The following is a 26,561-nucleotide window of genomic DNA, read 5'->3' on the forward strand; positions in this document are numbered from 1 at the left end:
GTTCGCGCGCTCGCGGGGGCGGCGGCGGGGGCGGTCCGGTGATCACTCGTCCGGGTGGCCCGCCGGGCGCCTACGGTACGCAGCGTGGTCGCTCGACTACGCTGTGCCGGTTGGCTGCTGTCGAACCATCTTGGGAGACCCGGTGTTGCCCAGCTCGGACGCCCACCCGCCCCGACACTCGCCGGCCACCGCCGGCCGTTCCCGCCGGGCGGTCGCCCTCCTCGCCCTCGCGGCCCTGCCCGCCCCGCTGCTGACCCTGGCATCGGCCGCGCCGGCCGCCGCGCAGCGCCGGATCGTCGGCGGATGGAACGCCGCGACCAAGGACCACCCGTGGATGGTGGCGCTGTCCAGCCGGGAGCAGTTCGGTACCGCGCGTTCCGGTCAGTTCTGCGGCGGCGCGCTGATCTCCGCGACGAAGGTGGTGACCGCGGCGCACTGCTTCTACAGCGAGAGCACGGGCCGCCGCACCGACCGGCCCGGCCTGCGCGTCATCCTCGGCCGGGACGACCTCAACGGCCGGCAGGGCAAGGAGGTCACGGTCCGCGACGTCTGGGTCGACGGGGGGTACGACTTCGTCACCAACGACCGGGACGTGGCCGTCCTCACCCTCACCGAACCGCAGACCGGCCGGGAGGTGATCGACCTGGTCGGCCAGGGCGAGACGGAGCCGTACGCGCCCGGCACCACGGCGCAGGTCTTCGGCTGGGGCGACACCACGGGCCGCGGCCGGTACTCGCCGACGCTGCGCGAGGTCGAGGTGCCGATCATCCCGGACACGGACTGCTCCCATGCGTACCCGCCGGGTGCCGAGAGCGTCTTCGATGCCCGGACGATGGTGTGCGCGGCGGCCGAGCACGGCGGGAAGGATGCCTGCCAGGGCGACAGCGGCGGCCCGCTGGTGGTGGCCGGCCGGCTGGCCGGGCTGGTCTCCTGGGGTACCGGCTGCGCGGAGGCCGTCCACCCGGGCGTCTACACCCGGATCGCGGCCGTGGCCGACGACGTGCGCTCCGTGCTGGCGCGGTGACCGAGGGTCGACCGCCGGTCGGCGGCCCGGTCGGCCGGGCGTCCCGGGTGGCCACCGCTGGTGTGGCGAAGGCCACCCGATGCGGCGTCAGTGAGTGAGCCGGTCGTCACCCGAGGTGCCGGAGAAACGCCAGAGCCGGTCGACAGGCTGGGAAGCCTGTCGACCGGCCCATCGGCCCTGAAGACCGATTCAGCTCGTCGGGGCGAGCGTCAGCGCTCGTCTTCGCCGGCCGTGGCGGGCGTCGCGGTCAACCGACCGCTCTCGTCCTGTATCTCCACGGCGATCTTCTTGAGCTCAGGCTCGAACTTCCGCCCGTGGTGGGCACAGAAGAGCAGCTCTCCGCCGCTCGCGAGGACAACGCGCAGGTAGGCCTGGGCGCCGCACCGGTCGCAGCGCTCAGCCGCGGTGAGCGGGCTCGCAGGGGTCAGAACAGTAGTCACGTCGCCTCTTCTCTAGCTCGACGAGCTGTCGTACCAGGGTCAACATCCAACCAGGTCGATTTCGTTCCCGCTCGTGGCTTTTCTCGGTTCGAGGATTCTGCAGTCTTGTTGTTGATGAGGACGTGCCCCGGGCTCCGGTGGTTCATGCCTACCGAATCCGACGACCCGCCGATCGGCCTCGAACGTCCTAGCGAAGCGATGTCCGGGGTCCGCGTAGCATAATCCTCTGCTGGGTTGGAGCATAAGCCCCGTCCCGGGCCCCGATAGCCTGCATCCCAGCAGCTCCGCCGCCTGCTCCCGGTTCTACGGCCCGCCAGGAACCGTGGTGTCAGGTGGAGATGGCACCCTGGAGCACCCGGCCCCGGCGAAGGTCTTGTTCGCGCAGCGCGTACAAGCCCGACGGAGCCGGGAGGCCGGTGTCTCAGTTGCTGAGAGGGCGGGGCGTCCCCCCGGGGCGGCCGCACCATCCGGTCAGCCGAGTCAGAACGTCATTGAGGAGTGCAGCGAGTGAGTGCTGAAACGTCCGTGCCGTCCGCTCTGGTCGCCGGGGAGGACGGCTCCAACTACACCGCTCGGCACCTTCTCGTCCTGGAGGGCCTGGAGGCCGTCCGCAAGCGGCCCGGCATGTACATCGGCTCGACCGACAGCCGCGGTCTGATGCACTGCCTCTGGGAGATCATCGACAACTCGGTCGACGAGGCGCTCGGCGGCTACTGCGACCGGATCGAGGTGCTGCTGCACGGTGACGGCTCGGTCGAGGTGCGTGACAACGGCCGCGGCATCCCGGTCGACGTCGAGCCGAAGACCAAGCTGTCCGGCGTCGAGGTCGTGATGACCAAGCTGCACGCGGGCGGAAAGTTCGGCGGCGGCTCCTACGCCGCCTCCGGCGGCCTGCACGGCGTCGGTGCCTCCGTGGTCAACGCGCTCTCCGCCCGGCTGGACGTCGAGGTGGACCGCAGCGGCCACACCCACGCCATCAGCTTCCGCCGCGGCACCCCCGGCATCTTCACCGAGCTCAGCCCGGACGCCCCCTTCGAAGCCGCCAACGGCCTCACCAAGAAGGGCAAGGCCCCCCGCGGGCGGACCGGCACCCGGATCCGCTACTGGGCCGACCGGCAGATCTTCCTCAAGGACGCCCGACTCTCGCTGGAGAGCCTGCACGCACGTGCCCGGCAGACCGCCTTCCTCGTCCCCGGCCTCACCATCGTCGTCCGTGACGAACGGCTGACGGAGAGCGACAAGGTCGACGAGGCGACCTTCCGCTTCGACGGCGGCATCGGCGAGTTCTGCGAGTTCCTCGCCCCCGACAAGCCGGTCTGCGACGTGCTGCGGCTCCAGGGCGAGGGCACCTTCAAGGAGACCGTCCCCGTCCTGGACGAGCTCGGCCACATGACGCCCACCGAGGTCACCCGGACGCTCGGCGTCGACATCGCCCTGCGCTGGGGTGCCGGCTACGACACCACCCTGCGCTCCTTCGTCAACATCATCGCCACCCCCAAGGGCGGCACCCACGTCACCGGCTTCGAGCGGTCGCTCGCCAAGACCGTCAACGAGGTGCTGCGCTCCGCCAAGCTGCTGCGGGTCGCCGAGGACGACATCACCAAGGACGACGCCCTGGAGGGCCTCACCGCGGTGGTCACCGTCCGGCTCGCCGAGCCGCAGTTCGAGGGCCAGACCAAGGAGGTGCTCGGCACCTCGGCCGCCAACCGGATCGTCTCCGCGGTGCTCGCCAAGGAGCTCAAGTCCTTCCTCGCCTCCACCAAGAAGGACGAGAAGGTCCAGGCCCGCGCGGTCATGGAGAAGATCGTCGCCGCCGCCCGGACCCGGGTCGCGGCCCGCCAGCACAAGGAGGCGCAGCGCCGCAAGACCGCGCTGGAGACCTCCTCGCTGCCCGCCAAGCTGGCCGACTGCCGCAGCGACGACGTCGACCGCAGCGAGCTGTTCATCGTCGAGGGCGACTCCGCGCTCGGCACCGCCAAGCTCGCCCGCAAGTCCGAGTTCCAGGCGCTGCTGCCGATCCGCGGCAAGATCCTCAACGTGCAGAAGGCCTCGGTGGCCGACATGCTCAAGAACGCCGAGTGCGCCTCGATCATCCAGGTGATAGGAGCGGGCTCCGGCCGCTCGTTCGACATCGACCAGGCCCGTTACGGCAAGGTCATCTTCATGGCCGACGCCGACGTCGACGGTTCGCACATCCGCTGCCTGCTGCTCACGCTCTTCCAGCGCTACATGCGCCCGATGGTCGAGAACGGCAGGGTCTTCGCGGCCGTCCCCCCGCTGCACCGGATCGAACTCACCAACCCCAAGCGCGGCCAGGAGAAGTACCACTACACGTACTCCGACGCCGAGCTGCGCCGCACCCTGCTGGGATTCCAGAGCAAGGGACTGCGGTGGAAGGACCCGATCCAGCGCTACAAGGGACTCGGTGAGATGGACGCCGACCAGCTGGCCGAGACCACCATGGACCCGCGCCACCGGATCCTGCGCCGGATCAACCTGGTCGACCTGGAGTCGGCGGAGAAGGCCTTCGACCTGCTGATGGGCAACGACGTGGCGCCCCGCCGGGACTTCATCGTCAACTCGGCCGCCACCCTCGACCGCTCGCGCATCGACGCCTGACCGGTCGGAGCCGCCGTGGCTCGAAGGGCTCTCCACCCCCGGGTGGAGAGCCCTCGTCGTTCGCCGTTCCACCCCTGCTCCGAGGACTCGCCGTGCTCCGGTCCGTAGCGTCACAGGGGTCGTCAGACCCCGTCCGAACGGAGCACCGGCCATGATCGGCCTCGTCAACGTCCTCGTCGTCCTCGCGGTGATCGCCCTGGTGGTCACCAGGCAGCTGCGTCCGCGCGCGGTGGACACCGAGCGCCGGTTCTGGCTGCTGCCGGTGATCCTGGCGGTGCTCGCACTGCGGGACCGGCAGCTGATCGACCCGGCCCACCGGGTGGAGGCGGTCGGCCTGCTGGCCGCCTCGGTGCTCACCGTGCTCGCGATGGGCTGCGTCTGGGGCTGGACCGTCCGGCTGTGGCGGGAGGAGGACGGCACGCTCTGGGCACGCGGCACGAAGGCCACCGTGGCCGCCTGGATCGGCATGATCGTCCTGCGGCTCGGCTGGTACGGCCTGGGTGCCGCGCTGCACGTCCGGCAGAGCAGCAGCGCGCTGCTGCTCTCGCTGGCCGGCCTGCTGCTGGTCCGCGGCCTGGTGGTGAACTGGAGGGCCGCGCGGGTGGAGCAGTCGTACCGCGTGCCCGCCTGAAGAACGACCCCCGGACCGGAGAGGACCCCGAGGTGCCCCTGGAGACCTGGACCCGCTGGCCCGCCGCCGACGCCCCGGACCGGGAGCCGCCGTCCGGGGCCCGGCGGACGCTCACCGTCGGGGGCCGGCTGGCGCTCCTCGCGGTGGCCGTCTCCAGCAGCTTCTCCGGTGACCGGGCCACCGGCTGGGCGGCGGTGGTCACCGCTGCCTGGCTCGCCCAGACGGTGCTGTTCGCCGTGCTGTTCCACCGGGCCACCCGGCACCGCCGGATCCGGGGGGCGCTCGCCTGCGCCGCCGCGCTGCTGATCGTGGCCGTCCTGGCCCGCGAGGGCGGAGTGGACGTGCTGGCGGGCATCATCTGGTGCGGGCTCGGGGTCACCGCCCTGACCCGGCTGCCGCCGGTGGCCGGCGCGGCGACCGCACTGGCCGCACTCGGCAGTTACGCGATGCTCGGCGGCGAACCGCTGCTCGCCGGGCTGGCCACGGCCGGTGGCCTCGGGCTGCTCGGCTGGCTGCTGCGGCTGGACGCGGAGGCGCGCGGTACCCAGCGCCGGCTGCTCCGGCAGGAACGGGCCGCGCGGGCCGCCGAGGCCGAGTCCGCGGCGCTCGCCGAACGGGCCAGGATCGCCCGGGAGATCCACGACGTGCTGGCCCACAGCCTCTCCGCGCAGTTGGTCCACCTGGAGGCGGCCCGGCTGATGCTGGACGGCGGCGCCGACCGGGAACAGGTGCGCGACCGGGTGGTGGCGGCGCGGCGGATGGCCCAGGAGGGGCTGGCCGAGACCAGACAGGCGCTGTCCGCCCTGCGCGGCGAACTCACCCCGGTCGCCGAGTTCCTGGTGGAGCTCGCCGACCGTGACCGGGCCGAGCTCGCCGTCGAGGGCACCCCCCGCCCGCTCGCCGCGGAGGTCGGACTGGCCGTCCGGCGCACCGCTCAGGAGGCGTTCACCAACGCGCGCAGGCACGCGCCGGGCGGCCGGGTCACGGTCCGGATCGCCTACCGGGTGCGGGAGGTGGAGCTGGAGGTCCGCAACACCCGGCCGCCGCGCGGCGGGCCGCCCGAGGGGTCGGCGGCCGACGGGGGCGGGTACGGTCTGCTCGGAATGCGCGAACGGGCCGAACTGCTCGGCGGAGAACTGCAGGCGGGCGAGGTGGACGGCGGATGGCGGGTGCGGTTGAGGGTGCCGACGTGAGTGCGGAGCGGCCGGTCCGGGTGGTGGTGGCGGACGATCAGACCGTGGTGCGCGAGGGGATCGTGATGCTGTTGGGGCTGCTGCCGGGCATCGAGGTGGTCGGCGCGGCCGGGGACGGCGAGGAGGCCCTGACCCTGGTGGCCCAACTGGCGCCCGACGTGGTCCTGATGGACCTGCGGATGCCGCGCTGCGACGGGGTCGAGGCGACCCGGCGGATCCGGGCCGGGCACCCGGGCACCGAGGTGGTGGTGCTGACCACCTACGCCGACGACGACTCCCTCTTCCCGGCGCTGCAGGCCGGAGCGCGCGGCTACCTGACCAAGGACGCCGGCGCCGAGGAGATCGCCCGGGCGGTCGCGGACGTCCGCTCGGGGGCCGCCGGGCTGTCGCCGCAGGTGCAGCGGCGCCTGCTGGAACGGCTCTCCGGGACGGCCGGGGCAGCCGGCGCGCCCGGGGTTTCCGGGACGGCCGGGACCGCCGCGACAGCCGGGGCCGACCGGGCACCGGCCGGATCGCCGGCGCCGTCCGGCCCGGGAACGCCGTCCGGGCCCGCGTTGCCCGACGGGCTCACGGCGCGGGAGGCCGAGGTGCTGGGGCTGATCGCGGAGGGCCTCTCCAACACCGAGATCGCCCAGCGGCTCTACGTCAGCCCGGCGACGGTGAAGACCCACATCAACAACCTCTTCGCCAAGACCGCCGTGCGCGACCGGGCGCAGGCGGTGGCCTACGCGTTCCGGCACGGGATCCGACCCAGTTCGTGATCTGACGGGCCCTCACCTGATTGGGTGAACGTATCTGCATCGGGGCCCGGAGGGGCTGCCGGCGGCGGATCCTGGTCCGGTCAGCGCGTGACCGGAAGCACTCCCTCCGGCGGCGAACCCGACGCCCGCCCCCCACGCGGAGCGTCCCGGCCATGGAGCTCCAGTGGCACAACAGGAGAGGTTCGACTGGTGGGCCGCCGAGCCCGCCGGGCGTACGGCGACCACGGCGGCAGGCCGGACCGGAGGCCGGGTGTCCGCCGCGGCGGCGCCGGCCGCGGCCCGGCAGGCGACCGCCGTGGGCCGGGCGGACCCGTGCGACCGGGCCGTTGCGGCGGTTCCGGCGAACCCCGCCCGACCTCCGGTCGCGGTCTCCGCTCCCGCCGGACCGGCCGTCCCCGCCCGGGCTGCCACTCCCGCCGGACCGGCCGCCCCCGCGGGCCCGCACGCCGGTGTCGAGGCCGGCCAGGTCTACCGCGCGGTGCAGCAGAGCCCGGCGTTCCGGGAGATCCGCCGCGGCTACCGGGGGTTCGCCTTCCCGGCCACCGGGATCTTCCTCGGCTGGTACCTGCTCTACGTGCTGGCCCAGGCCGCGGCGCCCGGGCTGATGCGCGTCCGGCTGGCCGGGCCGGTGAACGTCGCCTGGCTGCTGGGGCTGCTGCAGTTCGCCTCCACCTTCGCGCTGACCTGGCTCTACGCCCGCAACGCCCGTACCAAGCGGGACCGGGCGGCGCTGGAACTGCGCTGGGACACCCAGGACCAGCTGCGGTGACCGGCACCGTGCCCTCCTTCGCGGCCCCGGTCACCCCCGTCGCCGCCTCCTCGCCGGCCCCGACCGGCCCGCACCACGGCCTGGCGGTCGCGCTCTTCGCGGTGGTCGTCCTGGTCACCCTGGCGATCACCCTCTGGGTGGGCCGCCGGGGCCAGGCCGCCGAGGACTTCTACGTCGGCGGCCGCGGCTTCGGTCCGCTGCAGAACGGCCTCGCACTGTCGGGGGACTACCTGTCCGCCGCCTCCTTCCTCGGCGTCACCGGTCTGATCGCGCTCTACGGCTACGACGGTGTGCTGTACAGCATCGGCTTCCTGGTCGCCTGGCTGCTGGTGCTGATGCTGGTCGCCGAACTGGTCCGCAACGCCGGCCGGTACACCCTGGCCGACGTGCTGGCGGTCCGGATGAACCGGCGCCCGGTGCGGGCCGCGACCGGCACGGCCAGCGTGGTGGTGACCCTGCTGTACCTGATCGCCCAGATGGTCGGTGCCGGCAGCCTGGTGGCGCTGCTGCTCGGTACGGACAGCGCCGCGGCCAAGGCCTGGACCATCGTGGCGGTCGGCGCCCTCATGATCGTCTACGTCACGGTCGGCGGGATGCGCGCCACCACCTGGATCCAGATCGTCAAGGCGCTGCTGCTGCTGGCCGGTTCGGTCCTGCTGACGGTGCTGGTCCTGGCCCGCTTCCACGGCGACGTGGCCGAGCTGATGCGCTCCGCGGCCCACCGCAGCGGAGCGGGCGCCCGCTACCTCGAACCGGGACTCCGGTACGGCGGCAGCCCGACCAGCCGCCTGGACTTCGTCAGCCTCGGTCTCGCGCTGGTGCTCGGCACGGCCGGGCTGCCGCACATCCTCAGCCGCTTCTACACCGTCCCCACCGCGCGGGCCGCCCGGCGCTCCACGATCTGGGCCATCGCCCTGGTCGGGGGCTTCTACCTGATGGCGGTCGTGCTCGGGCTCGGGGCGGGGGCACTGGTCGGCGCGCCGAGTATCCGGGCGGCCAACCCGGCGGGGAACACCGCCGTCCCGCTGCTCGCGCTCGACCTGGGCGGGGGTGCCGGCTCCACCGCGGGCGTGGTGCTGTTCGCGCTGATCTCCGCGATCGCCTTCGCCACCATCCTCGCCGTGGTCGCCGGGCTGACCCTCGCCTCCTCGGCGGCCTTCGCCCACGACCTCTACGCCCGGGCCTGGCGCCGCCCGGACGAGCGGGAGGTGACGGAGCAGCAGGAGGTGGTGATGGCCAGGATCTCCGCGGTGGTGATCGGTGCGCTGGCCATCGTGCTCAGCCTGTTCGCCCAGCGGCTGAACGTGGCGTTCCTGGTCGGGCTGGCGTTCGCCGTGGCCGCCTCGGCCAATCTGCCGACCCTGCTGTTCAACCTGTTCTGGCGGCGGTTCACCGCCCGGGGCGCGGTCTGGTCGGTGTACGGGGGGCTGGTGCCCGCGGTGCTGCTGGTGCTGTTCTCGCCGGTCGTCTCCGGTGCGCCGACCTCGCTGGTGCCGGGGGTGGACTTCCACTGGTTCCCGCTGGAGAACCCGGGGCTGGTGTCGATCCCGCTCGGCTTCCTGGCGGGCTGGCTCGGGACGGTGACCTCGCGGGAGAGGCCGGACCCGGACCGGTACGCCGAGCTGGAGGTCCGGTCGCTGACGGGGGCCGGCGCGGTGTGACACCGGCGCCCGGTCAGCGGGGTCGGCCGGCCGTCCGGTCGGAGTGCTCAAGCGGTCAGGATGGTGAGGATCTCCGCCGTGATCTCGTTCTCGTTGCGCTCGAACTCGGGCCCGGTGAGCCGGTTCCGGTCCGCGGGCAGGCCGGTCAGCACCGGGGTGTGCAGGTGTCCGCCGGGGAGGGCGGGGTTGAGCTCCAGGCGGAGCCGGTTGCTCCGGTAGGCGACCTCGTTGGAGAGGTAGCCGCCGCCCCCGCCGGCCACCGCGCGCGATCCGGGCGTCGGCCCGTCCGCCCGGTCCACCGGGTCGGTCTGGCCGGCCGGTATCTCGCTGACCTCGGTGTTCAGCCGGACGGGGTACGGGCTCTGGGTGGCTGCCGTCATCGCGTCCGTCGGCAGGGTGGTGGCGATGAACTCCGCTCCTGGGCCGAGCCCCGGCGCGTCCACCGGGTGGTCGTAGCTGCCCCCGGAGAGCGCGCCCTGGTTGTCCGGGTACGGGTCCGCCGAGCGCGCCCGGCCGGCCCAGGCCTCCAGGGTGAACAGCCCGGGGTAGCCCTGGCTGATGGTGGTGATCCGGTCGGCCGACCGCGGTCCGCCGGCCATCCGTGGGCCGAAGGCGCGCTCGACGATCCCGCGGTCGAAGTCCTCGTACCGGACGGGCAGGACGACGGCGCGGATCTCGGCGGTGCCGCCGTCCGCCAGGGTCACCTTGCGGCCGTTGAGCCGCAGGGCGGCCGAGCCCGACGGGTTGGCCGTCCGGACGTCCCCGTCCAGGCCGAAGGGGTCGAACCCGCTGATGAACAGCCGTCGCACGCCGGGCGTTCCGCTGAATCCGTTGTCGGTGAGTCCGCGGGAGGCGTCCTCGAAGCGGGCCCGTAGCGCCGTGCCGTCGACCGGGAACGCCGGTTGCCAGGAGGCGAGTTGGGCGGTCATCGTGACTCTGGTCCAGTACAGCGGGCGGTCGTCGCCCGGCGCCAGGTCACCGCCGGGCCGCCGGCCCTGGGCGCGGCCGACCGCCGACTGCCACAGCGCCTGGCCCCAGGAGTCCAGCAGCTGCTCGGCCTCGGCCGGGTTCCGGACGCTGCACAGGGCGGCCGGGAAGCGGGCGGTGAAGGGGGTCAGCCCGGCCCGGTCGACGAGGGCGGTGGTCCGCGGGTCGCGGAGCCTGCCCTGTTCGCGGTCGGGTGCTGCGGCCGTGGTGCGGCAGCCGGCCGGGGTGCCCGTGTCCGCGTGGGCCGGCGGGGCCGCCAGCACCGCCGCCGCGCTGAGCAGCGCGGCGGCCAGGGGGAGATGACGTGAGGGTTTCATGCCGTGTGACATTACACTTGCACCTCTCCGGTGGGCAGGGGGCGGGACCGGTCGCAGGACATCCTGCGACCGGTCCCGCCGTGCCGTGGTGACTGGGCGTCAGTGCGGGTTGGTGCAGGTGGTCGACTGGAGTTCGGCCCGCCCGGCCGGGCCCCCGGTGGCGCAGACCAGGGTGAGGAAGTCGGTGGTGACGGCCGGCGTGCTGAGCTGGATCGAGCCGGTCTGGATGCGGGTGGCCGAGGCGACCGTCTCCCACGGGCTGCCCCAGGCGCGCTGGACCTTCACCTCCACCCGCAGCAGGGTGAGCTGGCTGCTGGCGGCGTTGATCCGGGCCGAGCCGATGATGCCGGCGCCCGTGCCGGCGGGCTGATGCCAGGCGCACGGGGTGTTCGCCAGGGTGGGACAGGAGGTGTCCGCCGGGGCTGCAGCGGCGGATGGGCCGACGGTCAGGGCGAGGACTCCGGCAGTTGCCGCCACCAGGCTTGCGATACGCGAAATCATGGCACTGTTCTCCTTTGAATCAGAGCCGGTTGGCTTTCTGTGGCGAGCATGTCATATCTGTGACCGACTGGTCACTGTGGGTTGTCTCACGTTTGAAGCGGCGCCGGAACGTTCGGTCGGGCGGCGGGTGAGGTGCCGACGGCCGTGGACCGGCCATCGGTGACGGGCCGGGAACGGGGGCGGGCGGACAACGGATGGTGAAATCCGTTGTCCGCCCGCCTCGACGAGCCCGGTCCGGCCGGGAGTCGATCAGAGCCCGGTCCGGCCAGGAGTCGATCAGAGCCCGGTCCGGCCGGGCGCCGCTCGGACCGCCTCGACCGAGGAGACCTCCATCCGCACCGGCGTTCCCGGTGCCTTCCCGCAGCTCTCCGGCCGCGGCGGCTCACTGACCCCGGCGACCACCGAAACCCGCCAGCGCCGCCCGTCCCGGTGCGCCACCTCGACCGCCCACCGGCCCTCGCCGTCGGCCCGCTGGAGCAGCGTCAGCTCCTCGGCCCCGCTCTCGCCGGTCAGCTCGCGCACCGCCTGCTCGGCCGCCTGACCGGGCCGCTCCCAGCAGGAGCGCCCCCGCGACCACTCCGGCACCGTGTGCCCGTTCGCCGTCGCGGTCAGCACCTCCTTGGCGGTGGCGCCGCTCAACCGCCCGTACGCGTAGCCGTACGGCAGCACCAGCATGGTGGGGGAGAAGCGGTGACCGCCCAGGTGGGTGACCTCCCAGACCTCGGTGTGGCCGGCGGCGGCCAGCTCGGCGGCCAGCGGGCGGCCCAGCACCGCGCAGCACCGGTCGCGGCGGCCGTTGGTGCACACCAGGGCGATCGGATCGCCGCGGTGCTCGGTGCCCACCCCGTCGTGGCGGCCCGCGCCGAGGGCGGCGAAGTCGAGGTCCAGCAGCGTGGCGGGGGCGGCCACGCGCAGCCGGCGGACCCACGAGGCATCCGGCCGGGTGTGCGCGACGATCACCTCGTGCTCGGCCTCGGGCCGCAGGTCCGCGTGGCGCCCGGGCCGGCGGATCAGCGCGACCCGGACCCCGGTACCGGCCGCGGCCAGGTCCAGCGCCCGCCCCAGCTCCCGGTCCAGGTGACTCTCGGTGAGCGCCTTCGCCCCCCAGGGGCCCGCCTGCTCCAGCAGCAACCAGGTGGTCGCGGTCGCCGCGGTCGCACCCAGCGGCTCGGTCAGTTCGCGCGACAGCGTTGTGCAGGTGCTCACCCCGTCAACCCTACCCGCGCCGGGGTGCCGGGCTCCGCGCCGAGAGCCGGCGCGGAGCCGGTACGGGCCCGCGCCGGACCCGCGCCGGACCGGGCCCCCGGCCGGCGCGGCGTTCGGTACGGCGGCAGGGGGTGGGCACTCGACCGGGCTCCGCCGGACACCACGACGGGGGCGCCCGAAGGCACCCCCGTCGTGGTGGTGGACCGCTACAGCCGGCCGCCGATGGCCGCGATCTTCGCCGTCACCGGCGAGCCCGAGCCGTCCCGGCGCGGGTCGCGCTCCGGCAGCTGCACCGGCGAGCCGTTGGCCGCCGCCGCGTGGGCCGGCTCGGCGCCCGCCCAGGCGAACACCAGGGCGTCCTCGCCGCGCAGGAAGCGCTGGCACCGGACACCACCGGTGGCCCGGCCCTTGCGCGGGTACTGCTCGAACGGCGTGACCTTCCAGCTGGTCTGCTCGCCGCCGTCCAGCGTGCCCGAGGCCGTCGCGACCGAGACCACCACCGCGTCCGCCGCCGGGTCCACCGCCGTGAACGACAGCACCCGGGCGCCGTCCGACAGCTTGATGCCCGCCATGCCGCCCGCCGGCCGCCCCTGGGGCCGGACCTGGCCCGCCGGGTAGCGCAGCAGCTGGGCGTCGGAGGCGATGAAGACCAGGTCCTCCTCGCCCGTCCGCAGCTCGACCGCGCCGACCACCGTGTCACCCTCCTTGAGGGCGATCACCTCGAACTCGTCCTTGTTGGCCGGCCACTCCGGCACCACGCGCTTCACCACGCCCTGTGCCGTGCCCAGGGCCAGACCGGGCGAGGACTCGTCCAGGGTGGTCAGCGCCAGCGCCCGTTCCCCGGCCTCCAGCCGCAGGAACTCGCTCACCGCGGCCCCGCCCGCCAGCGCCGAGGTGCCCGGCGGCAGCGCCGGCAGGTCGATCACCGGGAGCCGCAGCACCCGGCCCGCCGTGGTCACCACACCCACGTCCGCCCGCGCGGTGGCCGGCACCGCCGAGGCGACCGCGTCGTGCTTGGCCCGCGAACCGCCGGACTCCAGCGGCTCGCCGTCCGCCGTGCGGGCCAGCAGGCCGGTCGAGGACAGCAGCACCCGGCACGGGTCGTCCGCCACCTCCAGCGACACCGCCAGCGCCGCGCTCGGCACCGCGCCCGCCTCCAGCAGCACCGTCCGCCGCTCGGTGCCGAACTGCTTCGACACCGCGGCCAGCTCGCCCGACACCACGTTGCGCAGCTTGGTGTCCGACTCCAGGATCTCGGTGAGCTCCTGGATCTCCTTGGTGAGCTTGGCCTGCTCGCTCTCCAGCTCCACCCGGTCGAACCTGGTCAGCCGGCGCAGCGGGGTGTCCAGGATGTACGCCGTCTGCGTCTCCGACAGCCCGAACCGCTCCATCAGGCGGTCCTTCGCCTGTGACGCGTCGTCGCTGGAACGGATGATCGCGATGACCTCGTCGATGTCGACCAGCGCGATCAGCAGGCCCTCGACCAGGTGCAGCCGGTCCTGCCGCTTGCGCCGCCGGAACTCGCTGCGCCGGCGCACCACCTCGAAGCGGTGGTCGACGTAGACCTCCAGCAGCTCCTTCAGGCCCAGCGTCAGCGGCTGGCCGTCCACCAGCGCCACGTTGTTGATGCCGAAGGTCTCCTCCATCGGCGTCAGCTTGTACAGCTGCTCCAGCAGCGCCTCCGGCACGAAGCCGTTCTTGACCTCGATCACCAGTCGCAGGCCGTGCTCACGGTCGGTCAGGTCCTTGACGTCCGCGATGCCCTGGAGCTTCTTCGAGCCGACCAGGTCCTTGATCTTCGCGATCACCTTCTCCGGACCGACGCTGTACGGCAGTTCGGTGACCACGATGCCCTTGCGGCGGGCCGTCACCGCCTCCACCGACGCCGTCGCCCGGATCTTGAACGTGCCGCGCCCCGACTCGTACGCGTCACGGATGCCGGACAGCCCGACGATCCGGCCGCCGGTGGGCAGGTCGGGACCGGGGATGAAACGCATCAGCGTCTCCAGGTCCGCGCCCGGGTGCTTGATCAGGTGCCGTGCGGCCGCGACCACCTCCGCCAGGTTGTGCGGCGGCATGTTGGTCGCCATGCCGACCGCGATCCCGGACGTGCCGTTGACCAGGAGGTTCGGGAACGCCGACGGCAGCACCGACGGCTCCTGCTCGCTGCCGTCGTAGTTCGGGGCGAAGTCGACGGTGTCCTCGTGGATCGACTCGACCATCGCCATCGCGGCGGCCGTCAGCCGGGACTCCGTGTACCGCATCGCGGCCGGCGGGTCGTCGTTGCCCAGCGAACCGAAGTTCCCGTGGCCGTCGATCAGCGGCAGCCGCATCGAGAACGGCTGCGCCATCCGCACCACGGAGTCGTAGATGGACGCGTCGCCGTGCGGGTGCAGGCGGCCCATCACCTCGCCGACCAGGCGCGCGCACTTCACGTGCCCGCGCTCGGGGCGCAGGCCCATCTCGTTGGCCTGGTAGAGGATCCGGCGGTGGACCGGCTTCAGGCCGTCCCGCGCGTCCGGCAGGGCGCGGGAGTAGATGACCGAGTAGGCGTACTCAAGGAACGAGCCCTGCATCTCGTCCACGACGTCGACATCGAGGATCCGCTCCTCGAAGTCTCCGGGCGGCGGGGTGGGCGAACTGCGGCGGGCCATCGCGGCGGGGCTCCCTTGCGTCTGTCGGCTGCGTCAGATCTTGTCGGACCGAGTCTGTGATAACTGAGTCGAACCGTACGGAGGCACGGCGCCCCCCATTGTGGACCCTCCCGCCGACAGCCACTGCCGCAGGCCACCCGCCGTCCCGGCTTCCGCCCGTGGCGAACGCGCCCCGCGCGCGGACACATCACGCACCGTTGCGCGTTACACCACAATGGGGGAACGCCATCCGCCCCTGACCAAGCCGAAGACGGCAGGCCCTCCGCCCCCGCGCGGGACAGGCCGCTTCCCCGAAAGGACCGGAAACCCGCATGGCCAACCCGGCTCCCGCCTCCACCCGAGGCCTCGCCATCACCGAGCACCGCCTGGCCAACGGCCTGCGGGTGGTGCTGTCCGAGGACCACCTCACCCCGGTCACCGCCGTCTGCCTCTGGTACGACGTCGGCTCCCGACACGAGGTCAAGGGCCGCACCGGCCTGGCCCACCTGTTCGAGCACCTGATGTTCCAGGGCTCCGCCAACGTCAGCAACAACGGCCACTTCGAGCTGGTCCAGGGCGCCGGCGGTTCGCTCAACGGCACCACCAGCTTCGAGCGCACCAACTACTTCGAGACCATGCCAGCCCACCAGTTGGAGCTCGCGCTCTGGCTGGAGGCCGACCGCATGGGCTCGCTGCTCACCGCGCTCGACGAGACCTCGATGGAGAACCAGCGCGACGTCGTCAAGAACGAACGCCGCCAGCGCTACGACAACGTGCCCTACGGCACCGCGTTCGAGAAGCTCACCGCGCTCTCCTTCCCGGACGGCCACCCCTACCACCACACCCCGATCGGCTCCATGGCCGACCTGGACGCGGCCACCCTGGAGGACGCCCGCGCGTTCTTCCGCACGTACTACGCGCCCAACAACGCCGTGCTCTCCATCGTCGGCGACCTCGACCCCGAGCAGACCGTCGCCTGGGTCGAGAAGTACTTCGGCAGCATCCCCGCCCACGACGGCAAGCAGCCCCCGCGCGACGGCAGCCTCCCCGACACCCTCGGCCGCGAGGTCCGCGAGGTCATCCACGAGGACGTCCCCTCGCGCGCGCTGATGGCCTCCTACCGGCTCCCGCACGACGGCACCCGCGAGGCCGACGCGGCCGACCTGGCCCTCACCATCCTCGGCTCCGGCGAGTCCAGCCGCCTCTACAACCGGCTGGTCCGGCACGACCGCACCGCCGTCGCCGCCAGCTTCGGCCTGCTCCGCCTCGCCGGCGCGCCCTCGCTCGGCTGGCTCGACGTGAAGACCTCCGGCGACGCCACCATCGAGCAGATCCAGGCCGCCGCGGACGAGGAGCTCGCCCGCTTCGCCGCCGAGGGCCCGACCGCCGAGGAACTCGAACGCGCCCAGGCCCAGATCGAACGCGAGTGGCTCGACCGGCTCACCACCGTCGCCGGTCGCGCCGACGAACTCTGCCGCTTCGCGGTCCTGTTCGGCGACCCCAAGCTGCTCAACAACGCCCTCACCAAGGTCCTCGACGTCACCGCCGAGGAGGTCAGGGCCGTCGCCGCCGCCCGGCTCCACCCCGAGAACCGGGCCGTCCTCGTCTACGAACCCACCACCGACGACGGCACCGACGACGACACCACCGCCGACACGACCACCGAGGAGACGGCGGCATGAGCACCGACCCCACCCCCGCGATGACCTTCCACCCCCGGCCCCAGCCCGGCACCCCCACCCCGTGGGCCTTCCCGGCACCCGAGCGCGCCACCCTCGCCAACGGCCTCACGGTGCTGCACTGCCACCGCCCGGGCCAGCAGCTGGTCGCCGTCGACATCGTCATCGACGCCCCGCTCGCCGCCGAACCCGAGGGCCTGGACGGCGTCGCCAACATCCTCGCCCGCGCCCTCAGCGAGGGCACCGACACCCTCACCGCCGAGGAGTACGCCGGCGAACTGGAACGCGCCGGCGCCACCCTCGACGCCCACGCCGACCACCCCGCCATCCGGGTCTCCCTCGAAGTCCCCGCCTCCCGGCTGGAGCGCGGACTCACCCTGCTCGGCGACGCCCTGCGCGCCCCCGCCCTGCCCGCCGACGAGATCGAGCGCCTGGTCGCCAACCGGCTCGACGAGATCGTCCACGAGCAGGCCAACCCGGCGCGACGCTCCGCCAAGGCCCTCTACGCCACCCTCTTCGACGGCGCCGACCGGCTCTCCCGCCCCCGCAGCGGCACCGCCGACACCGTCAGGACCATCGACCGCGCCGCCGTCCGGGCCTTCTACGACGCCCACGTCCGACCGGCCACCGCCAGCGCCGTGGTCGTCGGCGACCTCACCGGCATCGACCTCGTCCCGCTGCTGGAGACCACCCTCGGCCGCTGGACCGGCAGCACGGACGCACCCAGCGTGCACGCCCCCGTCACCGCCGACGACACCGGCCGCGTCGTCATCGTCGACCGCCCCGGCTCCGTCCAGACCCAGCTCCTGATCGGCCGGATCGGCCCCGACCGCCACGACCCGACCTGGGCGGCCCAGATCCTCGGCACCTACTGCCTCGGCGGCACCCTCACCTCCCGCCTCGACCGCGTCCTGCGCGAGGAGAAGGGCTACACCTACGGCGTCCGCTCCTTCGCCCAGCCGCTGCGCTCCGCGGCCGACGGCTCCGGCCGCGCCCTGCTCGCCATCAGCGGCTCGGTCGACACCGCCTCCACCGCCCCCGCCCTCGCCGACACCTGGACCATCCTGCGGACCCTCGCCGCCGAGGGCCTCACCGACGCCGAGCGGGAGGACGCCGTCCAGTTCCTGGTCGGCGTCGCACCGCTCAAGTTCGAGACGGCCGGCTCGGTCGCCGCCACCCTCGCCGACCAGGTCGAGCAGTACCTGCCCGACGGCTTCCAGGCCGAGGTCTACCGCGAGCTCGCCGAACTCGGCACCGACGCCGCCACCGCGGCCGTCGTCGCCGCCTACCCCCCGGACCGCCTGGTCACCGTCCTGGTCGGCGACGCCTCGGTGATCGCCGAACCGGTCAAGGAACTCGGCATCGGCGACGTCACCGTGATCGCCAACTGACCGTCGACCCCACGGGCCCCGGCCGGGCGACGTCTCGGCCGGGGCCCCGCACATCCGCTGTCCCACCGGACTCCGGGGGACCGTGAACTCCGGGTGGTCCGCCACCGACCGAACGAGACGGGGGATGTCGTGCCGACCGCTGCCGTGACCGGCGCCGAGGGATTCATAGGCTCGCAACTCGTCGAGGCACTGGTGGCCGACGGCCACCGCGTGCGGGCGATGGTGCACTACAACCCGTTCTCCTCGTACGGCTGGCTGGAGAGCCTGCGGCCCGACGTCCTGTCGGAGGTGGAGGTCGTCCTCGGGGACGTCCGCGACCAGGGCTCGGTCAACGCGTTCGTCGGGGGCGTCGACACCGTCTACCACCTGGCCGCCCTGATCGGGTCCCCTACTCGTACCGTGCCCCGCGCTCGTACGTCGAGACCAACACCCTCGGCACGCTCAACGTCCTGGAGGCCGTCCGGCACCTGGAGACGCCCAGGCTGGTCCACACCTCCACCAGTGAGACCTACGGCTCGGCGCAGCGGGTGCCCGTCACCGAGGACCACCCCGTCAACACCCAGTCCCCGTACGCCGCTTCGAAGGCCGGGGCGGACCGGCTCGTCGACAGCTACCACGCCAGCTTCCGGACGCCCGCGGTGACGCTCCGGCCGTTCAACTGCTACGGCCCGCGGCAGTCGATGCGCGCCGTGATCCCCACCGTGATCACCCAGATCGCGGCCGGCCGGACCGACCTCGCACTCGGCGATCTGCGCCCCACCCGCGACTTCACCTTCGTCGCGGACACCGTCCGGGCCTTCCTCGCGGTGGGCACCGCCCCCGCCGCCGCCGTACTCGGCCGGACGTTCAACGCCGGTACCGGCCGGGAGGTGTCGATCGGCGACCTGGTCGGGCAGATCGCCGACCTGATGGCCGCGGACATCACCGTCCGGACGGACGAGGCCCGGATGCGCCCGGTCGACTCCGACGTCCGGCGACTGGTCGCCGATGCGAGCCGCCTGAGCGCCGCCACCGGCTGGACCCCGGCCTACGATCTCCGCCGGGGCCTGACGGAGACCATCGAGTTCTTCCGGCACCCAGGCCACCTGGAGCGCGGCAAGGCCGGGACCTACGGCATCTGACGGCCGCAGTCCCGAACGCGAGAAGCGGACACCGGAGCCGAACCCGACCCGGGGGGAAGATGCACGCAGTGGTCCTGGCCGGCGGCAAGGGCACCAGGCTGCGCCCGTACACCGCGGCCCTGCCCAAACCACTGGTCCCCATCGGTGGCCGCCACGCCATGGTCGAGGTGGTCCTGCACCAGCTCGCCGCCGCGGGTTTCCGGACGGTGAGCCTCGCCACCGGGCACCTCGGCCACATCGTCCGCGCCTGCGTCGGGGACGGGTCGCGGTGGGGGCTGGCCGTCTCCTACGAGGCCGAGGAGGTCCCGTTGGGCACGATGGGCCCCGTCGTGGCCATGCTCGACCGGCTGCCCGAGCACTTCCTCGTGCTGAACTGCGACATCCTCACCGACCTCGACTTCGGCGCCGTCCTGCGGCACCACCGCACCGAGGGCGCCGCCCTGACGGTGGCGGCGCGCCGCCACCGCGTCGAGCTCGACTTCGGGGTGCTCGCCACCGACGGGGGGAGGATGGTCGGGTTCACCGAGAAGCCCAGTCTCAGCTACCAGGCGTCGATGGGCGTCTATGGAATGTCACGAACCACCCTCGACGACTACCCGCCCGGAAGCCCCCTCGGCTTCGACCGGCTCTCCCTGGACCTGCTCGCCGCCGGCACGCTGCCCGCCGTCTTCGAGTTCGACGGCTACTGGCTGGACATCGGCCGACCCGACGACTACGACCGGGCCAACGCCGAGTTCGAGCTGATGCGGCATCGGCTGATCCCCCCGCCGCCACCGGGGAGCGGCGGATGAGAGTGCTGCTGATCGGCGCGACCGGCTGGCTGGGCGGCCATGTCGCCACCGCCTTGGGCGCGTTGCCGGCCGCCCGGCTGCTCACTGCCGGTCGCACCGGCACCGACGTCCCCCTCGACCTGGCGACGGTGGGAGCCGCGGACCTCCGGGCGGCGGCCGACGAGCTCCGGCCCGACGTGGTGATCAACTGCGCGGGCGCCGTCTCGGGCGAGGACGCCGCCCTGGTCGCGGTCGACGCACACGGCGCCGCGGTGCTCTGCGCGGGTCTGCGCCGTACCCGCCACCGGGCCCGGCTGGTGCACCTCGGCTCGTCGGCGGAGTACGGGCCGGGTACTGCCGGCGGCTCGCTGACCGAGGCGGCGGCCCCGCGCCCGCTGGGGGCGTACGGCGTGAGCAAGCTTGCGGGGAGCCTCGCGGTGGCCGCGGCCGACCTCGACGCCGTGGTCCTGAGGGTGTTCAACGCGGTGGGGCCCGGGGCCGCCGCCGGTTCTCTGCCGGGGCGCCTGGCTGCGGAGCTCCGCGGTGCGTTGCGGTCCGGGACGGCCGGGGACGGCGGCGTCGTCCGGGTCGGGCCCATGGCGGGCCACCGGGACTTCGTCGACGTACGCGACGTGGCGCGGGCGGTCGTCACCGCGGCCGCGGCTCCGGCCGGCCTCCCTCGGATCATCAACATCGGCAGCGGGCGGGCGAGGCCGGTACGGGCGATCGCCGAGGGACTCGTCCAGGCGAGCGGCTTCACCGGCACGATCTCCGAGACCGGGCCGGGCTCGATCCGCTCGGCCGCTCTCTCCTGGCAGCAGGCCGATGTCTCCCGGGCCGGTCGGGCCCTCGGGTGGCGGCCGGAGATCCCGCTGGCGCAGAGCCTCGCCGACCTCTGGAGCTCCGTCGCCGCAGGCCCGCGGGAGTGAGGGGCGGCGGGCCCAATTGCGTTGCGCCCGCCGCCCGGAGTGTGGGTAGATGACTCCCGCAACCGCTGCGACGGATCACGGAAGGAGGCGGTCACCATGCGGGTCGAGCAACCTTGTCGACGCTCCCCACGACCGTCCCTCCGGAGGCCGTCCGGCCGGCCGCTGTCGGCCTGAGCGCGACAGCCGAAGTACTTCCCCGAGCCGCGCCGGGACATCTCGCGCGGCAACTCTTCTACGCTTGAAACCAACCGACCCTGGGAGGTCGTACCGCCATGTCGTACACCGAGGTTCCCGGCGTCCGCGTCCCGATCCGGATGTGGACCGACCCGGCCACCGTCGAGAGCCAGGCGATGGACCAGCTGCGCAACATCAGCACGCTGCCCTGGCTGCACGGCCTCGCCGTGATGCCCGACGTGCACCTGGGCAAGGGGGCGACGGTCGGTTCCGTGATCGCCATGAAGGGCGCGGTCTGCCCGGCGGCGGTCGGCGTCGACATCGGCTGCGGGATGACCGCGGTCAGGACCTCGCTGACGGCGAAGGACCTGCCGGACGACCTGTCCCGGCTGCGGTCCAAGATCGAGGCGGCCATCCCGGTCGGCCGCGGGCTGCACACCGACCCGGTCGACCCGGGCAAGCTGCACGGTTTCGCGACGGCGGGCTGGGACGATTTCTGGGGCCGCTTCGACGCGATCGCGCCCGAGGTGAAGTGGAAGCGCGAGCGGGCGGCCCAGCAGATGGGGAGCCTCGGTGGCGGCAACCACTTCGTCGAGGTCTGCGTCGACACGTCCGACGCGGTCTGGCTGATGCTGCACTCGGGTTCGCGCAACATCGGCAAGGAGCTGGCGGAGCACCACATGACGGTGGCCCGTTCGCTGCCGCACAACCAGGGCCTGATCGACCGGGACCTCGCCGTCTTCATCGCGGACACCCCGCAGATGGCCGCCTACCGGCAGGACCTGTTCTGGGCGCAGGAGTACGCCAAGAACAACCGGGCCATGATGATGGCGCTGTTCCAGGACGTCGTGCGGCGTGAGTTCCCGAGGGCGAAGGTGGCCTTCGACGAGATGATCAGCTGCCACCACAACTACGTGGCGGAGGAGCGGTACGACGGTGTCGACCTGTTGGTGACCCGCAAGGGTGCAATCCGGGCCGGTTCGGGCGACTACGGGATCATTCCCGGCTCGATGGGCACGGGGTCGTACATCGTCCGTGGGCTCGGCAACGAGGCGTCGTTCAACTCGGCGTCGCACGGTGCGGGCCGGAAGATGAGCCGGACGGCGGCGAAGAAGCGGTTCACCGCGCACGACCTGGCCGAGCAGACCAAGGGCGTGGAGTGCCGCAAGGACTCCGGTGTGGTCGACGAGATCCCGGGTGCGTACAAGCCGATCGAGCGGGTCATCGCCCAGCAGAAGGACCTCGTCGAGGTCGTCGCGCAGCTCAAGCAGGTCGTCTGTGTGAAGGGCTGACGTGCGGGCCTGAGCAGCCGGCTCCCCGTGCCGGCCCGCCGCCCGCGGCCCGCCGCCGGGCCCCACCGGCCCACCGGCCACAATGGCCCGGTGGACTACCAGGGACTGCTGCACGAGGTGATGGACCAGGCGCTGCGCGGGGAGGCGCGGGGCCGGGTCGCGGACTACATTCCGGCGCTGGCCGAGGCCGATCCGGGGGCGTTCGGGATGGCGATCGCGACGGTGGACGGCGAGGTGTACGGCGCGGGGGACTGGGAGCAGCCGTTCTCGATCCAGAGCGTCTCGAAGCTGTTCACGCTGGCACTGGCCATCGCGGAGGGCGACGAGGCGCTCTGGCGCGGGGTGGGGCGGGAGCCGTCCGGGAACCCGTTCAACTCGCTGGTGCAGCTGGAGACCGAGCACGGGGTGCCGCGCAACCCGTTCATCAACGCGGGTGCGCTGGTGGTGACGGACCGGCTGCTGGAGCTGACGGGGGACGCGGCGGGGGCGGTGCGCGACTTCCTGCGGGCGGAGTCGGGCAACGCGCTGGTGGACACCGACGACGCGGTGGCGGCCTCGGAGGCGCGCAACGGCCACCGCAACGCGGCGCTGGCGCACTTCATCGCGAGCTACGGGAACCTGCGCAACCCGGTCGACAGCGTGCTGGTGCACTACTACGCGCACTGCGCGATCGCGGCGAGCTGCCGGGACCTGGCGTTGGCGGGGCTGTTCCTGGCGCGGCACGGGACGAGGACGGATGGTTCGCGGCTGCTGACCCGCAGCGAGGCGAAGCGGGTGAACGCGGTGCTGCTGACCTGCGGGACGTACGACGCGGCGGGGGAGTTCGCGTTCCGGGTGGGGCTGCCGGGCAAGAGCGGGGTGGGCGGCGGTGTGCTCGCGGTGCTGCCGGGGCGCGGTTCGGTGTGCGTGTGGAGCCCGGGGCTGGACGCGGCGGGGAACTCGGTGCTCGGGGTGGCGGCGCTGGACGCGCTGACCACGGCCACCGGCTGGTCGGTGTTCTGACGCCGGGCTCCGGCCGCCGTCCGGGTGCCGTGCAGTGGAGCGGTGAGGGGACGCCGGTGCGGTGAGGGGTGCCCCGCGGTCTGCGGGGCACCCCTTCGTGTGGCCGGGGTCAGGCGGCCGGCAGCTCGTCGAGGCCTTCGCTGACCAGCGTGGCGACGCGGTCCAGGGCCTGGTCGGCGCCGTCGGCGTCGGAGGCGAGGACGACGGTGTCGCCGCCCTCGGCGCCGAGGCCGAGCAGGCCCAGCATGGAGGCGGCGTTGACCGGGTTGCCACCCTCCTTCGCGATGGTGATCGGCAGGCCGGTGGAGGTCACGGCGCGGACGAAGACGGAGGCGGGACGGGCGTGCAGGCCCTCGGGCCATCCGATGGTGACGCGGCGCTCGGCCATGTGACGTGCCTTTCAGGTGGTGCTGGTGGAGCCATGTTGTCTAGACCAGTGTTGCACGGCGGCCGCCTCCCCGCCCCGCCCGGTGCACGCTCGCGACCGGTCGGCGGCCGATTCGTGACCGGCCGGACCGGCCCCGCCCTGCCGCGCACGCTGGACCGGCGCCATCCGGCCCGCGGGCGGATAACCTGACGATCGTGGACGACTCCGCGGCCCGCCCCCCGCACCGGGGCGACGAGCACAGCTACCCCCGGCACTGGGAGGCCGACGTCCTGCTGCGCGACGGCGGCACGGCCCGGATCCGGCCCATCACCGAGGCCGACGCCGAGCGCCTGGTGGAGTTCTACGAACAGGTCTCCGACCAGTCCAAGTACTTCCGTTTCTTCGCGCCCTACCCCCGGCTCTCCGACAAGGACGTCCGGCGCTTCACCCACCACGACTACATCAACCGGGTCGGCCTCGCCGTGGTGGTGCGCGACCGCTTCATCGCCACCGTCCGCTACGACCGGATCGACGCCGACGGCCGCCCCTCCACCACCGGCACCGACGCCGAGGTGGCCTTCCTGGTCCAGGACGCGCACCAGGGCCGGGGCGTCGCCTCCGCGCTGCTGGAGCACATCGCCGCGGTCGCCCAGGAGCGCGGCATCCGCCGCTTCACCGCGGAGGTGCTCCCCGAGAACCGCAAGATGGTGAAGGTCTTCACCGACGCCGGCTACACCCAGCGCCGCAGCATCGCCGACGGCGTCGTGCACCTGGAGTTCGACCTGCAGCCCACCGCGGCCTCCCTCGCGGTGATGCGGGCCCGCGAGCACCGCGCCGAGGCCCGCTCGGTGCAGCGGCTGCTCACCCCGCGCTCGGTCGCGGTGGTCGGCGTCTCCCGCAACCCGCACGCGGTGGGCCGGGCGATGCTGCGCGACCTGGCCGGCTTCCGGGGCCCGGTCTACGCGGTGAACCGCAACGCGCCGCCCGGCACCGAGCTGGACGGGGTGGCCACCCACCGTTCCGTCCTCGACATCAGCGGCCCGATCGACCTCGCGGTGATCGTCGTCCCCGAGCCCGGGGTCCCCGCCGCCGTCGCCGAATGCGGCGCGCACGGGGTGCAGGGACTGGTGGTGCTCACCGCCGGGTACGCCGAGACCGGGCCGGAGGGCCGCGACCGCCAGCGCGCCCTGGTCCGGCAGGCCCGGGCCGCCGGGATGCGGGTGGTCGGCCCGAACGCGTTCGGCCTGATCAACACCGACCCCGAGCACCCGCTGAACGCCTCGCTGGCACCGGTGCTCCCCGCACGGGGACCGTTCGGCCTGTTCTGCCAGTCCGGGGCGATCGGGGTGGCGCTGCTGGAGGCCGCGCACCGCCGCGGGCTCGGCGTCTCCTCCTTCGCCTCGGTCGGCAACCGGGCCGACGTCTCCGGCAACGACTGGCTGCAGTACTGGGAGGAGGACGGGGCGACCGAGGTGCTGCTGCTGTACCTGGAGTCCTTCGGCAACCCGCGCAAGTTCACCCGGATCGCCCGCCGGCTGGCCGCCGCCAAACCGGTGGTGGTGCTCAAGGGCGCCCGCCACACCGGCAGCCTGCCGCCCGGCCACGCCGTCCAGCCCGCCGCCGGCCGACTGCGTGACGCCACCGTGGACGCCCTGTTCCAGCAGGCCGGCGTGGTCCGGGTGGACACCATCACCGAGCTGTTCGACACCGGCGAACTGCTCGCCGGCCAGCCGCTGCCGGCCGGCGACCGGGTGGCGGTGGTCGGCAACTCCGACTCGCTCGGCCTGCTCACCCACGACGCCTGCCTCAGCGCCGGGCTGCGCCCGCGCACCCCGGTCGACCTCACCACCGCCGCCACCGGCGAGAACTTCCGGATCGCCCTGCACACCGCGCTGCGCGACCCCGGCACCGACGCGGTGATCGCCGTCGCCATCCCCCCGATCGGAGTGCAGGGCGCCGGCCCCGACCAGGAGCTCAGCACCGACGACCCGGAGATCGCCGCGGCCCTGCTGGACGCCGCCGCGCTCGCCCGCGAGGTCGGCAAGCCGCTGCTGCTCACCCACCTCGCGCTGACCGGCCTCACCGAGCGCCTGCGGCCCGGCCGGATCCCCGCCTACCCGGCGCCCGAACGGGCGGTGCACGCCCTCGCGGACGCCGTCCGGTACGCCGACTGGCGCCGCCGCACCGCGGAGGCGGAGCAGACCGCCCGGGTGCCCGAGCTGGACCGGATCGACGAGACCGCCGCCCGCGCCCAGGTGGAGGCCGCGCTGGAGACCCCCGCCGCGGTGGCCGCCCGCACCCAGCCGGGCGGCGCCCGGGTCACCCTCCCCGAGGCGGACGCGGTGCGCCTGCTCGGCTCGTACGGCATCGAGGTCAGCCCGACCGTCCCGGCACCGGACGAGCGGAGCGCGGTGCGCGCCGCGGCCGAGCTCGGCTACCCGGTCGCGCTGAAGGCCACCGCCGACCACCTGCGCCACCGCCCCGACCTGGGCAGCGTCCGACTGGACCTGACCGGCGAGGCCGAGCTGCGCCGGGCGCACCGGGAGCTGGACGCGCTGCTCGGCGGGGCGGAGCGGGCCCGGCTGGTGGTGCAGCGGCTGGCGCCGCGCGGGGTGGACACGGTGATCGGGGCGAGCGTCGATCCGGCGGCCGGCGCGATCCTCTCCTTCGGGCTGGCCGGGGCGCCGTCGGAGCTGCTGGGTGATCTGGCCCACCGGCTGGTGCCGGCCACCGACCGCGACGCGGCGGAACTGATCCGGGAGGTCCGGGCGGCGCCGCTGCTGTTCGGCTGGCGGGGTGCCGCACCGGTCGACACAGCGGCGCTGGAGGAGTTGCTGCTGAGGGTGTCCCGGCTGGTCGACGACCTGCCGGAGGTGGCGTCGGTCGACCTCGAACCGGTGGTGGTGGCCCCGCGCGGGCTGGCGGTGCTGGGCGCGCAGGTCCGGATCGCGCCCCTGCCGGTCCGCAGCGATCTGGGGCCACGTGCCATGAGCACCCTGTAACCTTTCGTGGTTGCGCCCCTTCGACGGGGCGCGGAAGGCCCGGAAGCTCGGCGCAGTGCCGCCCGCTTCGGAGGCGGGACATGCCAGGATGG

The 26,561-nt window shown here is 73.6% G+C and carries 20 protein-coding genes and 1 pseudogene; 15 read left to right on the forward strand and 6 right to left on the reverse strand.

Features of this window, described 5'->3' with window-relative positions:
* Nucleotides 1-145 precede the first annotated feature (145 nt).
* Nucleotides 146-1,024 (forward strand): S1 family peptidase, encoded by an 879-nt coding sequence (locus tag ACIOFR_RS22440; protein WP_400999934.1) that lies wholly within the window; start codon nt 146-148, stop codon nt 1,022-1,024.
* A gap of 209 nt (nt 1,025-1,233) precedes the next feature.
* On the opposite strand, the gene ACIOFR_RS22445 is transcribed toward ACIOFR_RS22440, so the two are convergent.
* Nucleotides 1,234-1,464 carry a hypothetical protein gene (locus ACIOFR_RS22445; RefSeq protein WP_371499623.1) on the reverse strand — a complete coding sequence of 77 codons (231 nt, stop codon included), beginning with the start codon at nt 1,462-1,464 and terminating at the stop codon, nt 1,234-1,236.
* Between the two features lie 507 nt (nt 1,465-1,971).
* Between ACIOFR_RS22445 and ACIOFR_RS22450 the strand changes: the two genes are divergently transcribed.
* The 6 genes from ACIOFR_RS22450 to ACIOFR_RS22475 all read left to right on the forward strand — a co-directional run bounded on the left by ACIOFR_RS22450 (nt 1,972) and on the right by ACIOFR_RS22475 (nt 9,098).
* On the forward strand, nt 1,972-4,083 hold the full coding sequence (locus tag ACIOFR_RS22450; RefSeq protein WP_400999936.1) for a type IIA DNA topoisomerase subunit B: 2,112 nt from the start codon (nt 1,972-1,974) through the stop codon (nt 4,081-4,083).
* A 151-nt stretch (nt 4,084-4,234) separates the two neighbouring features.
* Nucleotides 4,235-4,714: a DUF1453 domain-containing protein gene (locus ACIOFR_RS22455; protein WP_400999938.1), complete on the forward strand. Its 480-nt coding sequence runs from the start codon at nt 4,235-4,237 to the stop codon at nt 4,712-4,714.
* A gap of 32 nt (nt 4,715-4,746) precedes the next feature.
* Nucleotides 4,747-5,907 (forward strand): sensor histidine kinase, encoded by a 1,161-nt coding sequence (locus tag ACIOFR_RS22460; RefSeq protein ID WP_400999940.1) that lies wholly within the window; start codon nt 4,747-4,749, stop codon nt 5,905-5,907.
* Entirely contained in the window at nt 5,877-6,668 is a 792-nt protein-coding gene (locus ACIOFR_RS22465) for a response regulator (protein WP_400999942.1), read from the forward strand. The genes ACIOFR_RS22460 and ACIOFR_RS22465 overlap by 31 nt, the downstream gene beginning before the upstream one ends.
* A gap of 163 nt (nt 6,669-6,831) precedes the next feature.
* Entirely contained in the window at nt 6,832-7,437 is a 606-nt protein-coding gene (locus ACIOFR_RS22470) for a DUF485 domain-containing protein (protein ID WP_400999944.1), read from the forward strand.
* 8 nt (nt 7,438-7,445) lie between these two features.
* On the forward strand, nt 7,446-9,098 hold the full coding sequence (locus tag ACIOFR_RS22475) for a cation acetate symporter (RefSeq protein ID WP_401000008.1): 1,653 nt from the start codon (nt 7,446-7,448) through the stop codon (nt 9,096-9,098).
* Nucleotides 9,099-9,145: 47 nt separating this feature from the next.
* Here ACIOFR_RS22475 and ACIOFR_RS22480 read toward each other — a convergent pair whose 3' ends face one another.
* The 4 genes from ACIOFR_RS22480 to ACIOFR_RS22495 all read right to left on the reverse strand — a co-directional run bounded on the left by ACIOFR_RS22480 (nt 9,146) and on the right by ACIOFR_RS22495 (nt 14,763).
* A complete protein-coding gene (locus ACIOFR_RS22480) occupies nt 9,146-10,402 on the reverse strand; it encodes a pyroglutamyl peptidase (protein WP_400999946.1) in 1,257 nt (418 codons plus the stop codon).
* Between the two features lie 99 nt (nt 10,403-10,501).
* On the reverse strand, nt 10,502-10,903 hold the full coding sequence (locus ACIOFR_RS22485) for a hypothetical protein (RefSeq protein ID WP_400999948.1): 402 nt from the start codon (nt 10,901-10,903) through the stop codon (nt 10,502-10,504).
* A gap of 276 nt (nt 10,904-11,179) precedes the next feature.
* The gene (locus ACIOFR_RS22490) at nt 11,180-12,109 is read right to left on the reverse strand and encodes a sucrase ferredoxin (protein WP_400999950.1); all 930 of its coding nucleotides are present in this window, start codon (nt 12,107-12,109) and stop codon (nt 11,180-11,182) included.
* Nucleotides 12,110-12,315: 206 nt separating this feature from the next.
* Nucleotides 12,316-14,763 (reverse strand): DNA topoisomerase (ATP-hydrolyzing) subunit A, encoded by a 2,448-nt coding sequence (locus ACIOFR_RS22495; protein ID WP_400999952.1) that lies wholly within the window; start codon nt 14,761-14,763, stop codon nt 12,316-12,318.
* Between the two features lie 311 nt (nt 14,764-15,074).
* Between ACIOFR_RS22495 and ACIOFR_RS22500 the strand changes: the two genes are divergently transcribed.
* The 7 genes and pseudogenes from ACIOFR_RS22500 (at nt 15,075) to ACIOFR_RS22530 (ending at nt 23,100) form a co-directional block, all read left to right on the forward strand.
* On the forward strand, nt 15,075-16,424 hold the full coding sequence (locus ACIOFR_RS22500; protein WP_400999954.1) for a M16 family metallopeptidase: 1,350 nt from the start codon (nt 15,075-15,077) through the stop codon (nt 16,422-16,424).
* 20 nt (nt 16,425-16,444) lie between these two features.
* The gene (locus ACIOFR_RS22505; protein WP_401000010.1) at nt 16,445-17,812 is read left to right on the forward strand and encodes a M16 family metallopeptidase; all 1,368 of its coding nucleotides are present in this window, start codon (nt 16,445-16,447) and stop codon (nt 17,810-17,812) included.
* Nucleotides 17,813-17,941: 129 nt separating this feature from the next.
* Nucleotides 17,942-18,933, forward strand: a pseudogene (locus ACIOFR_RS22510) (SDR family NAD(P)-dependent oxidoreductase).
* A 59-nt stretch (nt 18,934-18,992) separates the two neighbouring features.
* Nucleotides 18,993-19,724 carry a sugar phosphate nucleotidyltransferase gene (locus ACIOFR_RS22515; RefSeq protein WP_400999956.1) on the forward strand — a complete coding sequence of 244 codons (732 nt, stop codon included), beginning with the start codon at nt 18,993-18,995 and terminating at the stop codon, nt 19,722-19,724.
* Nucleotides 19,721-20,632: an NAD-dependent epimerase/dehydratase family protein gene (locus tag ACIOFR_RS22520; RefSeq protein ID WP_400999958.1), complete on the forward strand. Its 912-nt coding sequence runs from the start codon at nt 19,721-19,723 to the stop codon at nt 20,630-20,632. Before ACIOFR_RS22515 ends, ACIOFR_RS22520 begins: the two co-directional genes overlap by 4 nt.
* A gap of 272 nt (nt 20,633-20,904) precedes the next feature.
* Nucleotides 20,905-22,098, forward strand: coding sequence for an RtcB family protein (locus tag ACIOFR_RS22525; RefSeq protein WP_400999960.1), 1,194 nt, complete (start codon nt 20,905-20,907; stop codon nt 22,096-22,098).
* A gap of 90 nt (nt 22,099-22,188) precedes the next feature.
* Complete coding sequence (locus ACIOFR_RS22530; RefSeq protein ID WP_400999962.1) at nt 22,189-23,100, forward strand: glutaminase; 912 nt, start codon at nt 22,189-22,191, stop codon at nt 23,098-23,100.
* Nucleotides 23,101-23,209: 109 nt separating this feature from the next.
* On the opposite strand, the gene ACIOFR_RS22535 is transcribed toward ACIOFR_RS22530, so the two are convergent.
* On the reverse strand, nt 23,210-23,488 hold the full coding sequence (locus tag ACIOFR_RS22535) for an HPr family phosphocarrier protein (RefSeq protein ID WP_400999964.1): 279 nt from the start codon (nt 23,486-23,488) through the stop codon (nt 23,210-23,212).
* A gap of 194 nt (nt 23,489-23,682) precedes the next feature.
* Here ACIOFR_RS22535 and ACIOFR_RS22540 point away from each other — a divergent pair, with 194 nt between their 5' ends.
* On the forward strand, nt 23,683-26,469 hold the full coding sequence (locus tag ACIOFR_RS22540) for a GNAT family N-acetyltransferase (protein WP_400999966.1): 2,787 nt from the start codon (nt 23,683-23,685) through the stop codon (nt 26,467-26,469).
* Nucleotides 26,470-26,561 lie beyond the last annotated feature (92 nt).

The organism is Kitasatospora sp. NPDC088346 (assembly GCF_044740765.1).
GTDB lineage: Bacteria > Actinomycetota > Actinomycetes > Streptomycetales > Streptomycetaceae > Kitasatospora.